The following is a 13,066-nucleotide window of genomic DNA, read 5'->3' as shown; positions in this document are numbered from 1 at the left end:
GGGTGCACCGGCTGATGGCTTTCCTGGGGAAACATCAGTCTCAAATGCGCGGAACCCGAAATCGTCTGATCGAACGTTGTCGTTTGTCGGCGTTTTCACATTCTGCCGCTACATAAAAACAAAGCCAGGGCATCACTTAAATGAGCGTAAGCAATCCAACCTTGATCACGTTTGTGATCTACATCGCCGCCATGGTGCTGATCGGCTTCATGGCCTATCGCTCCACCAACAACCTTTCTGATTACATTCTGGGCGGTCGCAGCCTGGGCAGCGTCGTGACCGCATTGTCCGCCGGCGCCTCCGACATGAGCGGCTGGTTGTTGATGGGCCTGCCGGGCGCCATTTACATGTCCGGCCTGTCCGAAAGCTGGATCGCCATCGGCCTGATCGTCGGTGCTTACCTGAACTGGCTGTTCGTCGCCGGCCGTCTGCGTGTGCAGACCGAGCACAACGGCGATGCACTGACCCTGCCGGATTATTTCTCCAGCCGATTTGAAGACAAAAGCGGCCTGCTGCGGATCATTTCGGCGGTGGTGATCCTGGTGTTCTTCACCATTTACTGCGCCTCCGGCATCGTCGCCGGTGCCCGTCTGTTCGAAAGCACCTTCGGCATGTCCTACGAGACAGCGCTGTGGGCCGGTGCTGCGGCGACGATTGCCTACACCTTCGTCGGCGGTTTCCTGGCAGTGAGCTGGACTGACACCGTACAAGCCACGTTGATGATCTTTGCCCTTTTGCTGACGCCGATCATCGTGCTGCTGGCCACCGGCGGCGTCGACACCACGTTCCTGGCCATCGAAGCGCAAGACGCCAGCAACTTCGACATGCTGAAAAACACCACCTTCATCGGCGTGATTTCGTTGATGGGTTGGGGCCTTGGCTACTTCGGCCAGCCGCACATCCTCGCGCGTTTCATGGCGGCGGATTCGGTCAAGTCGATTGCCAACGCTCGCCGTATCTCCATGACCTGGATGATCCTCTGCCTGGGCGGCACCGTCGCTGTAGGTTTCTTCGGCATCGCCTATTTCTCGGCGAATCCTGAACTGGCGGCGCCGGTGACCGAAAACCACGAGCGTGTGTTCATCGAACTGGCGAAAATCCTCTTCAACCCTTGGATCGCCGGTGTACTGCTGTCGGCCATCCTCGCGGCGGTAATGAGCACCCTGAGCTGCCAGTTGCTGGTGTGTTCGAGTGCCCTGACCGAAGACTTCTACAAGACCTTTCTGCGCAAAACCGCTTCCCAGGTTGAGCTGGTCTGGGTCGGTCGTGCCATGGTGTTGCTGGTTGCCTTGATCGCCATCGCGTTGGCCGCCAACCCGGAAAACCGCGTACTGGGTCTGGTCAGCTACGCCTGGGCAGGTTTCGGTGCAGCGTTCGGCCCGGTGGTCCTGATCTCCGTGATCTGGAAAGACATGACCCGCAACGGCGCACTGGCCGGGATCCTGGTCGGCGCGATCACCGTGATCGTGTGGAAACACTTCGAGCTGCTGGGCCTGTACGAAATTATCCCGGGCTTCATCTTCGCCAGCCTGGCGATCTACATCGTCAGCAAACTGGGCGCGCCGAGTCACGGCATGCTGCACCGCTTTGCGGCTGCCGAGGCCGATTTCCGTTTGAACAAGTGATCTGGATGAGCTGAGGCTCTGACCTTTCGCTGAACATGAAAACGGTCCGTTTCCTTTGGAGGCGGGCCGTTTTTTTATGCCCGCTTAGAGGGCATCTGCACGGAATGTCTGTAGCCAAACATCCCGATTCCTGAAGGAAAAATCTCTAAAAAAAAACGATAAACCTGAGTTTCCTGTACTCCCGTCAACACCCCGTGTCCCTCATGCAGAATCGCCCGCCTTCGTTCTGCAGAGACACATCGGATGTTCGCTCTCGCCAACCCACCGCGCTTCACGCTGACCGTCGACGGCCACCCAAATGAACTCAAGGTGTTTGAGTTCAACGGCGAGGAAGCCATCAGCCAGCCTTACCGTTTTCACCTGGAACTGGTCAGCGAGCGACCGGACATCGAGCTCGAAAGCCTTCTGCACCGTCAGGCATTTCTGAGTTTCGACGCAGAAGGTTCCGGCATTCACGGTCAGATCTTTCGCGTGGGCCAAGGCGACTCAGGGGAGCGTCTGACTCGCTACCAGATCAGCCTCGTTCCCCGCCTGACCTACCTCGATCAGCGGATCAATCAGCGAATCTTTCAGCACAAAAATGTGCCGGCGATCATTGCGCAAACCCTTCAGGATCACGGTATCCAGCGTGATGCCTTCGAGTTTCAATTGGGCACTGTGTACCCCGAGCGCGAGTACTGCGTGCAATACGCCGAAAGCGATCTGGCGTTCATCCAGCGGCTCTGTGCCGAACTCGGCATTCACTACCACTTCCAACACAGTCCCGACGGGCATCTGTTGGTGTTTGGCGATGACCAGACGGTGTTTCCCCGATTGACGGCACCCACGCCCTATCTCCCTGAAAACGGAATGGGGGGAAGTGCACCAACGATCAAGCGCTTCAACGTACGCCTGGAAACACGTACGACGGCAGTCACACTTAGAGACTACGACTTCCACAAACCTCGTCTGCAACTTGAAAGCACCGTCGACAGCCAGCAGTTGCCGGCGCTGGAGCATTATCACTTTCCTGGCCACTTCACGGGTCGTGAGCATGGCAAGGATCTCGCTCAACGAGCGCTTGAACGGCATAACGCGGATTACCGCCAGGGTGAAGGTGGGAGCGATGAATCGGCCTTGGTCAGTGGGCATTTCCTACACCTCGCCGAGCATCCGCGTCAGGCATGGAATGACCTGTGGCTGATCACCGCCATTGAACACCATGGCCGTCAGCCGCAAGTGCTGGAAGAGTCTGCCAGCAGTGCAGGCACGGATGACTTTCAGGGCTATCGCAATACCTTTCTGGTGACGCCGTGGGACGTTTCGTTTCGTCCGCCTTCGATCGTGAAACCGTCTTCTTCCGGCTATCAAGCCGCGTTAGTCACGGGGCCGCCTGACAGCGAAATTCATTGCGACGAGTACGGCCGGGTCAAGGTTCAGCTCGCTTGGGACCGTGATGGAAAGCGCAATGAGCATTCCAGTTGCTGGCTGCGCGTCGCCACCGGTTGGGCGCATAACGGCTATGGCGTGGGCCTGATTCCCCGGGTCGGCATGGAAGTGCTGGTGGGGTTTATCGATGGCGATGTGGACAAGCCGCTGGTCATGGGCTGCCTGCCCAATGGGGCCAACGCGACGCCGTTGAATCTGCCTGCCGACAACACCCGCAGTGTTTTCCGCAGCCAGAGTAGTCCGGGCGGCGGTGGATACAACGAATTGCGCATCGAGGACCGTAAAGGCGCCGAGGAAATTTACCTGCGGGCGCAGCGAAATTGGACTCAACATGTGCTGAACGACATGCACGTTCAGGTCGACAGCCAGCGCAGTGCGGTCATTGCCGCAAACGACAACCTTCATGTTCACGGCGACAGGCACATCCGCGTCAATAGCCAGACCTTCAAGGCCAGCGGCCAATTGCATGTGGGTGCCGGCCAGCAAGTCGTCATTGACGGCGGGGCCAGCGCGACGATCCAGGCCGGTGGGCACTGGATCAACATCAGCCCCGCAGGGATCTTCAGCAGCGTGCCGATCCAGCTGGGTGGTGCGCCGATGCCGGCGATGGGTGCGCCGAGCGTATCGCGAAAACTCGCAGCACTTAGCGTCGCACAGATTCTGACCCTCAAAAGCGATGCGCCATTCTGCGAAGAATGCGAGCGCTGCAAGGAGGGTATCTGTGCAGCCTGATTGCCTGTCGCCTCGCGAATGGCTGGAACGCCAACCGCTGAATCCTTCCGAGCAGTTGTTCGCGATTTTCAGCAATGCCAGTTTTGCTGCGCCATTTAAAGCCTGGCGAAGCTCAACTCCTTTGCACGCGCCGAGCCCGATCTGGGCGGACACCGTTTACGCCGCGTGGGAACCGGTCATGCCCTATGTCGGAATCGTCGCTTCGGGCGGTGAGTTTCTGGATTGGGTTGCGACGACCTCGTCTCCGGACTGGGGTTGGCTGGTGGTTTCTTCATTGACTCAAGACCAGTTGATCGAACATTTGCGCAGCCTCACGCAAGTGCTTCTGCCGAATGGCCACCCAGTGTTTTTTCGGTTTTGGGACGGGCGTTATTTGCTGCCGATTCTTCAGTCTAGCGAGGTCGATGCCGCTCAACTTCTGCCTGGCGTCGAACGGTGCCTGATTAATGGACAGCCTCTGGAAATCAGTGGTGCTGCGCTGAAAACCTCCAGGGTTTTTCCTTGGTGGGAAGTCCCCATGGCGCTGCTGGATCAACTGGCCGAACAATCGGATGCCACTCGGGTGGACAACTTGCTCAAGTGGCTGAGCGAGGATCGTCCTGATCTTTTCGAAGCGTTTTCTGAACCTGTTTTGCGAAACAAGGTAGCGATTTTTCTTAAGACGCCGGACCTGCCTCCCGCACCGAAATCAGCGTTGTTGAATTACTTGATAGCGGAGCTGGACTGATGGATCAGATCGTACGGGTTGAGCAGGAGCTGGATGGGTTCAAGGACACGCTGGTCTTGTATCGAGAGCAACTTCGGGGGTTTTTGAGTCGCACTGCGGACAAGGTCAGCCAAGCAACAGATATACCCTCACTCGTGGGCATGGAGCGGCAGGTCAAACTGGGGGATACCACCACCGCCGTGGGCATTGGCGATGATGACTTTATCTCCAGTGTGGCGCAGTGCCCGAAGAGCGGGATTCTGGAGATCGAGAGCAAGTTCGAATCGGTTTATGACATTCCGCTGGGGAACATTCAGGTTGATGTAATTGCTGAGGAGGACGGCGAAAAAAAGACGATCTTGCTTGATACATTCGGCAAGGGAGTATTTGAGGGCGCTGCCGGGAAGTTCTACCGCGTACATGTCCAGAGTGAAGTAACACCCGATCAGATTAATGAGCTTTTTTCTTCTTACGACGGCCTGACCCAACAGTTGGAAGACTGGCTGCGCAATGAATGGCAAAGGTTCAAACCGCAGTGGTCGCAGCAATCAGCATCCGCTTCGCTGGCCGCAGTGGGTAACGGAATGCTCGCGGGGAGTTGGGCGGCTATTCAGGCTGTTTGGGACGGCATCGGTGAACTCACCGACATTTTGAAAGACCCCATGGCCTTTCCCGAGAAGCTGGGTGAAAGCGCCGGCGAACTTGCCAGACTCGCAAAGAGTGCTCCCGACCTGATGGAAAAAGCCATGTTGCTGGCCAGCGACGAGGCTGCACTGTGTTTGCTCATGCGCACCGCAACATTGTGGCTGGAAATGTTGCCGCCAACGCTGCTGGCGGGCTCATCGGCCGAGGCCATTTCCAAAGTTGTCGTCGGATTGGTCATCGACCTGTTGATCGGTCTGGTGCTCAGTGTGGTCGGGGTTGGCGTTGCCTGGTTGGGAATGCGTCTGGCCAAATACAGCGCGCAGATTTATCAAGCCGCAATGGCATTCGTGAAGTCGATGGTCACGATCATCAACAACTTCATGGATTATGTAAGCCGCTACAAAAAAGTTGCCGCCCGCGGCATTGCTGCAGGTGTGAAAAAAGGAAAAGTGCAGCTGGGTTGGAATGCCAAACGCAACACCACCCTCCATCAAAACGAACACCGCGACGACGCCCCAGACCAAGCAAAAACCCCCCGCGGCGGCAGCGCCGACTCCGCCGACAACACCGCCACCGATAAATGCCCGGTATCAATGGTCACCGGCGAAGAACTGCTGACCCTCACCGACGGTTCGCTGGACGGGGTTTTATCCTACGACTTCACTCGGCTCTATCGCACCAGCGCCGTCGAAATCGACTGTGGCCTCGGTTTTGGCTGGAGCCACAGCCTCGCGCATCGCCTCGAAATCGACGGCGACTCGGTCATCTGGATCGACCACGAAAACCGCCGCATTGCTTTTCCATTACCCAATGTAGAACGCCCGGCTATCCACAACAGCCTCTCGCGCGCGGCGATTTTTCTGGGTGACCAGCCGGAAGAACTGATCCTCGCCCAGGCGGGCGATGACACGCGTTTTTATCACTTTATCAACGGTCGATTAACCGCGATCAGCGACGGTTACGACAACCGTTTGCGCATCACCCACGACCGTCAGGACCGCATCAAACGCCTCGACAACGGCGCCGGGCGCGCCTTGCTCTTGCGCTATGACCGCCGCCACTTGGTCGCCGTCGATTATCAGGTTTTCGTCCCTGCGGACACGCTGGACGAGGCGTGGGTCACCGAGCAAACACTGGTCACTTACCGCTACGACGAACGCGCTCGACTGATTGCCGCCAGCAACGCCGCCGACGAAAGCGAGCGCTACGACTACGACGATCAACACGTGATCCTCCAGCGGCAACTGGCCGGTGGGGCGAGTTTCTTCTGGGCGTGGGAAAGGTCCGGCAAGGCTGCACGATGCATCCGACATTGGGCGTCGTTTGCGCAGATGGAGGCGCGCTACGTCTGGGATGACGCGGGCAGCGTCACCGTCCACAACCTCGACGGCAGCGAGGAGGTTTACCAGCACGATGACCGCGCGCGCCTGGTGCGCAAGGTCGGGCTGGACGGCGGCGAGGAACTCAAGGCCTACGACGATAAAGGCCGGCTGATTGCCGAACAGGACCCGCTCGGCGCCGTCACCGAATACCACTACGACGAAGTCGGACGCCTGGTCGCGCTGATTCCGCCGGAAGACGAACCGACGTCCTACGAATACCGCAATGGTTTCCTGCACGCGCGCTATCGCGGCAAAGCGATCTGGAAATATCAGCGCAATGCGCAGGGCGATGTCACCGAGGCGACCGATCCTGACGGCCATGTCACCCACTATCACCACGACCACCAAGGTCGGTTGCTGTCGATCCGTTACCCGGATAACAGCCGGCATGTTTTCGTCTGGAATGCCTTGGGGCAGTTGCTCGAAGAGACGTTGCCGGACGGTGGTCAACGGCGGTTTTCCTACGATGCTTTGGGCCGGCAGATTACCCGTCAGGACGAACACGGAGCAGTCACCCGTTATGCATGGGACGCGGTTGGACGACTGATTCAGACGACACTTCCTACGGGTGCCAACCGCGCTTTCAGCTACAACGCCTACGGCAAAATCACCGCCGAACGCGATGAACTGGGCCACGTCACTCGCTACGAGTACGTCGATGACTTGCACCTGGTCAGCCGACGCCTGAATGCCGACGGCACCCAGCTCAAGTACCGCTACGACAACGCACAGCTGTTACTCACAGAAATCGAAAACGAATCCGGCGAAAAATATCGGCTGGACTACACGCCAGGCGGATTGATCCGACAGGAGACCGGATTCGATGGCCAACGTACGGCGTACGCCTACGACCTCAACGGCCATCTGCTGGAAAAAACCGAGATCGGGGCTGACGGCTCGCAACTCGTTACGAATTACCAGCGTGATAGCGCCGGCCGCCTGCTGCTCAAAACCCTGCCCGACGGCACCAAGGTCGAATACCGCTACGACAGCCTCGGCCGGCTGATCAGCGTCGACGACGGCTGTGACCACCCGCTGGAATTCGAGTACGACCACCAGGACCGCCTGATCACCGAACACCAGGGTTGGGGCACCTTGCGCTACGGCTATGACGCCTGCGGCCAGCTCAACCGTCTGCGCCTGCCTGATGGCAGCAAACTCGATTACCGCCACAAAAAGGGCGGCGCACTGAGCGCCATCGACCTCAACGGCGCACCGCTGACCACCCACCAATTTACTTTCGGCCGCGAACAACAGCGCCAACAAGGCCAACTCACCAGCCACTACCACTACGACGAACAAGGCCGGTTGCAAGCCCACGCGATCAATCAACACACCCGACCGCTGTACCTGCGCCACTACACCTACGCGGTCAACGGCAACCTCGCCGCCATCGCCGACAGCCGCCACGGCCAGCGCAGCTATTACTACGACCCACTCAGCCGCCTGACCCGCGTCCGCCACACCCGCGATAACCCGGCGGAAACCTACGCCCACGACCCCGCCGGCAACCTGTTGATGCAAGACCGCCCCGGCGCCGCGGCCGTCAAAGGCAATCGCCTGCTCATACAAGGCGACCGCCACTACGACTATGACGCCTTCGGCAACCTCATCCGCGAACGCCGCGGCACCGCGCAAAAACTCGTCACCGAATACGCCTACGACTGCCAGCACCGATTGATCGGCGTCACCACCCCGGACGGCCGCTGCGCCAGCTACCGCTACGACGCCTTCGGCCGCCGCATCGCCAAAACCGTCGACGGCCACACCACCGAATTCTTCTGGCAGGGCGACCACCTCGTCGCCGAAAGCAGCCGCGAGCACTACCGCAGCTACGTCTACGAACCCGGCACCTTCCGCCCGCTGGCCATGCTCGACGGCAAAGGCCCGCGCAAGGCCTGCCCGTTTTATTACCAGCTCGATCACCTGGGAACGCCGCAGGAACTGACGGACTACAGCGGCGAAATCGTCTGGTCAGCGAAGTACAACGCCTACGGAAAAGTCACGCATCTGGAGCACGGCGGGGGAGAGCAACTCGACCAGCCGCTACGATTCCAAGGCCAATACTTCGACACCGAGAGCGGCCTGCACTACAACCGGCATCGGTACTATGATCCGAATGTTGGCCGCTACCTGACGCCGGACCCGGTGAAACTGGCGGGCGGGCTGAATCAGTACCGGTACGCGTTGAACCCGACGGGGTGGGTTGATCCGTTGGGGTTGTCATGCAATCCATGTCCAGGCGATTTGGACGCTGATGGACCGTATAGTGAAATTGTTCCTGGTGGGGGGTTAGGTGCGCATGAGGCGCGCGGTGGGCATCTCATTGCGAAACATATTGATAGGACCGAAACACAATTGCGGGACAGGCTCAGGGCTGAGCCGCATATACCCATTGCTTCGACGTTCCCCAGCAGGACCGCTGCAGAGGCCACTGTCTCAGGTGTTATGAGTACAAATGAGACGATGATTGAGGAATTTATGAAAGGTAATGCGCGGAAACTCGTTATCACACAGCCAATGTCAGCTCCGGTAGGTGTTGGAGTTGTGCGGAGCAGTGGAAGGCTGGAGCCATTAGCTGTTGTAAAATTAGTACTTCAGAAAGAGAGAAGTTTGCCGTCTGGCTACATAATATTAACGGGGTATGCAAGTGATCGATAATATGTATTCGCAGCTTTTTCAATTTTTTGGTGCCTACTTTAACGAGGACTGGATGTGCGAGGCCGAATCGGCTGACGATATTGTCAAGTTTTTCAAGGCCGATTCCACATTAGAGACAGTTTCAGACGTCCAGCAGGGAATTACAACATTGTTAGAAATGCGGATGGCTGAGCCAGAATTAAGGGAGTTCCTGCTCAAAAACATGAGTTGCTGTTACTGTTATTGGCACGAATGGGCTTCGGGTGAGGCATGGCTCAATCATGTTTTAAATATTATTAATGAATAGAATAACGCCAATTCTTGCTCAAATTATTAACTATAAATATAGTGGAGGTGCGAGTTTGCGGGCTGTAAGACTTTTCCAGTGCTTGACTTTCATCGGGATATATTAAAGTCAAGCAGGAGGCCGCCAGAATTGAAAATGGGCCCGTCCCCTTTATAAAAAATATGTCTGTCCCCTTTTTACAAAACCGTCATTCACGGATTTTGACTAATGAATAGTCCTTACTCACTGTGGAGTATACGTGGTCTGCTTTTCGTATTTGATATTGAAAATACGCGTGATTTGGATAGGGAGGAAATTATTGTTTCGAAGAATGTGAATGATGAGATCGAGCTTGCCGAGCTTTTTGATGCGTTGTTACAGCCGGAATTTTTTATATATAGTGAGAAAGAACGGAAATTGTTGATTGAAACCTTGTCTTGTTTTTTAGAGAAAGGTGAAAGTTTTGATGAGATTTTTTTAAAAATGGATACGTTTTTTGATGATGTGGTTGAAGATCAGAGGCAGTTTATGACAGATCTTCTTAATTGTTTGCAGCGGTATCAGAGTCAAGGAAGTGGCAGCCAATAATTTCTACGAAATAGCAGGTTGGGGCGAGCAATGGGCGTACCCTTTTGCCACGATAAGGAAGATGTGGCGCCGCCATTTACTGGTTTCCCTGCGGAGAAAAAATGATGTTGCTTGATCCATTTTTAAATGAAGAGTTTGAACCGGACTTAATGTGGTTTGTTGGAGTTTTTGGTGTCTATGATCGCGAAGAGACTCTCGGCGCAAAGCTTGAAATTTATGATCCAAATGATATTGACGATAGAGCTGAGTTGATCAAAAAATACTGCTTGAATTTAGACTATTTATCTTATCGTCACAAATTTGTTTTGGTGGAGTCTTTGGCTGTGAAGCTCAATGACGAAAAATATAATTTTCAGGGTTTATTTGATATTGATGAGGATGAAGCTGCAAGCTGGCCTCGTGGGGAGTGGTACGAATTGGCGAATCCTCGGGGATTTCTTCAACATGTGTACATACTGGCGCAAGAGTATTGGAAAGAGGATCTCTACAAAGCCAGCCTCGAAGATCAGGCAGCTTGGTGAGCCTCGTTGTTTATGTGGTTGGTAGATTTCATGACCGCTTCGCGCTCAATTCGTGGGCAAGCCTCGCTTCTACAGGGTTGGGGCGCTCTCATTTTTTCGCGGCATGCCTCGGTCCTTGTAGGAACGAGCCTTGCCCGCAAAGGCGGTCTTACAGGCTGCGAAATTTCTGGGCAAGGTCGTCGGAAGTTTCCTTCAAGTTGTGGCGGCTTCCATGAACTGGTGCGAAACGCGCTCCGTCGATAGTCTCTGGTGGTCACTGAAAATTCAGTGGTGGGGTGTAGGAACCCTTTAAGACCAGAGAGGACGCTTAGGCGTCGACACCTGAATTGCGGCCGTCAACGTGCGTCCGTAAGATCAGTTGCGGCGGCTGTGCGTGGGCACGCTTCGGTGTGGTCGAGTTCTCTGGTCTCGATATTCCTACCCCGCGCATAGCTGCCACCCAAGCCTGTAGGAAGGCCGATGGTAGCTTCCCTTCTTACCAGAGGTTTAAAAATGACAAATCTTCACCCCGATCCACCCTACGAAAAACCAGCCCCTCCACCCAAAAGCCGTTTCATGGCACTGACCAGCAACTGCGACGACATGCCCACCCTGTTCGTCGATACCCTCGCACCGCTCGACGTTTTGTACGACGCGGCCAGTTATCGAATCCGCACTGTCACCCAAGTCATGGAAAACCTGTCGATGCGTGGCTCGATCGAATGTCAGTCGTTCATCCTCAGCGATTTTGCGTTGCTCTGCGCCATTCCGTTGCGGGATGGGTGTGATGTGCTGGATGTGTTGGGGCGGCGGTTGAAAGCGCAGCGTTCGGAGTAGTGGCGGCGATCGTTCCCACGCGCAGTGGGAACGATCATCGTGTGAATCGGCCGCTCGGCTGTGAAGCCCTGACGTTCGCCGCTGTACAAGGTAAACTTCCCGGCCTTCGCAGGAGCAATCATGAATTATCGTCACGCCTTCCACGCCGGCAATCACGCCGATGTGTTCAAACACCTGACTTTGACCCGCCTCATCGCCCTGATGTCGCGCAAGGAGCAGCCGTTTGCCTATCTCGACACGCACGCCGGTATGGGTCTGTATGACCTGCAAGGCGATCAGGCGAGCCGTACCGGTGAGTACCTGGAAGGGATTGCGCGGTTGTGGGATCAGCCGGATCTGCCGGAGCTGACCGCCGATTACATGAAGGTGTTGCGGGACATGAACCCGGATGGGCAGTTGCGCTATTACCCGGGGTCGCCGGAGCTGGCGCGGCGTCTGACGCGGCCGCAGGATCGGTTGATGCTAAACGAGAAACACCCGGAAGACGGGGTGCTGCTCAAGGACAACATGGCGGGTGATCGTCGGGTGAAGGTGCACTTGGGCGAAGGCTGGCATGTGCCGCGCGCGATGTTGCCGGTGCAGGAGAAGCGCGCGGTGATGTTGATCGATCCGCCGTTCGAGCAGCTCGATGAGATGCAGCGCTGTGCGGCGTCGTTGAAAGAGGCGATTGGCCGGATGCGCCAAACCGTGGCGGCGATCTGGTACCCGGTGAAGGACCAGCGCATGCTGCGTCGTTTTTATCAAGACCTGGCCGGCACGGGCGCGCCGAAGTTGCTGCGGGTGGAGTTGCTGGTGCATCCGCTGGACACGCCGAACACTTTGAATGGCTCCGGGCTGGCGATTGCGAATCCGCCGTGGGGGCTGGAAGAGGAATTGCGCGAGTTGCTGCCGTGGTTGTCGAAGAAGTTGGGACAGACCCAAGGTGGGTGGCAGATGGATTGGTTGATTGCTGAGAGTTGACCCGTGATCGTTCCCACGCGGAGCGTGGGAACGATCAGAGTCGGGGGTTCAGATCGGGCAGGTCACGCCGGTGCCGCCAATCCCGCAATAGCCTTCAGGGTTCTTCGCCAGGTACTGCTGGTGATACGCCTCGGCGAAGTAGACCGTCGGCGCTTCGTCGATTTCGGTGGTGATGGTGCCTTTGCCTGCCTTGGTCAACTCAGCCTGGAACACTTGCGCGCTGTGCTTGGCCGCTTCCAGCTGGGTCGGGTTGGTGGCGTAGATCACCGAGCGATATTGCGTGCCGATGTCATTGCCCTGGCGCATGCCTTGAGTCGGGTTGTGCAGTTCCCAGAACATCTTCAGCAGCGCTTCGTAGCTGACTTTCGCCGGCTCGTAGACCACCAGCACGACTTCGCTGTGGCCGGTCAGGCCCGAGCAGACTTCTTCATAGGTTGGGTTTGGCGTGAAGCCGCCGGCGTAACCCACCACCGTGCTGACCACGCCTTCGCGCTGCCAGAATTTGCGTTCCGCGCCCCAGAAGCAGCCGAGGCCGAAGATGGCGAAATCCACGTCGGTGACGAACGGGCCCAGCAGCGGGGCGTCGTGGACGAAGTGTTTTTCCGGAAGGTTCATTGGCGTTTCACGGCCGGGCAGAGCTTGTTCTTTAGTCGGGAGCACGTTTTTGTTCACCAGAATTTCCGAGCGCAGAACCATCATCAGTCCTCTCAGTCAGGTTGAAATGTCAGACACGCAGT

General features: G+C 56.8%; 10 protein-coding genes. 9 read left to right on the top strand and 1 reads right to left on the bottom strand.

What is annotated here, in order from left to right:
- Positions 1-140 precede the first annotated feature (140 nt).
- The 9 genes from putP to ACYZT4_RS18840 all read left to right on the top strand — a co-directional run bounded on the left by putP (position 141) and on the right by ACYZT4_RS18840 (position 12,329).
- On the top strand, positions 141-1,625 hold the full coding sequence (putP, locus tag ACYZT4_RS18880; RefSeq protein WP_461982178.1) for a sodium/proline symporter PutP: 1,485 nt from the start codon (positions 141-143) through the stop codon (positions 1,623-1,625).
- A 243-nt stretch (positions 1,626-1,868) separates the two neighbouring features.
- Positions 1,869-3,785, top strand: a complete 1,917-nt coding sequence (locus ACYZT4_RS18875) for a type VI secretion system Vgr family protein (RefSeq protein ID WP_461982176.1) — start codon at positions 1,869-1,871, stop codon at positions 3,783-3,785.
- Positions 3,775-4,512 (top strand): DUF4123 domain-containing protein, encoded by a 738-nt coding sequence (locus ACYZT4_RS18870; protein WP_461982174.1) that lies wholly within the window; start codon positions 3,775-3,777, stop codon positions 4,510-4,512. Before ACYZT4_RS18875 ends, ACYZT4_RS18870 begins: the two co-directional genes overlap by 11 nt.
- The gene (locus tag ACYZT4_RS18865; RefSeq protein ID WP_461982172.1) at positions 4,512-9,179 is read left to right on the top strand and encodes an RHS repeat-associated core domain-containing protein; all 4,668 of its coding nucleotides are present in this window, start codon (positions 4,512-4,514) and stop codon (positions 9,177-9,179) included. The genes ACYZT4_RS18870 and ACYZT4_RS18865 overlap by 1 nt, the downstream gene beginning before the upstream one ends.
- A complete protein-coding gene (locus tag ACYZT4_RS18860; protein ID WP_461982170.1) occupies positions 9,169-9,465 on the top strand; it encodes a contact-dependent growth inhibition system immunity protein in 297 nt (98 codons plus the stop codon). The genes ACYZT4_RS18865 and ACYZT4_RS18860 overlap by 11 nt, the downstream gene beginning before the upstream one ends.
- Positions 9,466-9,672: 207 nt before the next feature.
- Complete coding sequence (locus ACYZT4_RS18855; RefSeq protein WP_461982168.1) at positions 9,673-10,032, top strand: hypothetical protein; 360 nt, start codon at positions 9,673-9,675, stop codon at positions 10,030-10,032.
- Positions 10,033-10,133: 101 nt separating this feature from the next.
- The gene (locus tag ACYZT4_RS18850) at positions 10,134-10,553 is read left to right on the top strand and encodes a hypothetical protein (protein WP_461982166.1); all 420 of its coding nucleotides are present in this window, start codon (positions 10,134-10,136) and stop codon (positions 10,551-10,553) included.
- Between the two features lie 492 nt (positions 10,554-11,045).
- On the top strand, positions 11,046-11,369 hold the full coding sequence (locus tag ACYZT4_RS18845; RefSeq protein WP_461982164.1) for a hypothetical protein: 324 nt from the start codon (positions 11,046-11,048) through the stop codon (positions 11,367-11,369).
- A gap of 120 nt (positions 11,370-11,489) precedes the next feature.
- On the top strand, positions 11,490-12,329 hold the full coding sequence (locus ACYZT4_RS18840) for a 23S rRNA (adenine(2030)-N(6))-methyltransferase RlmJ (protein ID WP_461982162.1): 840 nt from the start codon (positions 11,490-11,492) through the stop codon (positions 12,327-12,329).
- A 48-nt stretch (positions 12,330-12,377) separates the two neighbouring features.
- Here ACYZT4_RS18840 and msrA read toward each other — a convergent pair whose 3' ends face one another.
- The gene (gene msrA, locus ACYZT4_RS18835) at positions 12,378-13,025 is read right to left on the bottom strand and encodes a peptide-methionine (S)-S-oxide reductase MsrA (RefSeq protein WP_461988733.1); all 648 of its coding nucleotides are present in this window, start codon (positions 13,023-13,025) and stop codon (positions 12,378-12,380) included.
- Between the last annotated feature and the right edge of the window lie 41 nt (positions 13,026-13,066).

This window comes from Pseudomonas sp. GB2N2, from assembly GCF_054897705.1.
The sequence above is the reverse complement of the archived record's forward strand: the minus strand, read 5'-3'. Positions and strand labels throughout refer to the sequence as shown.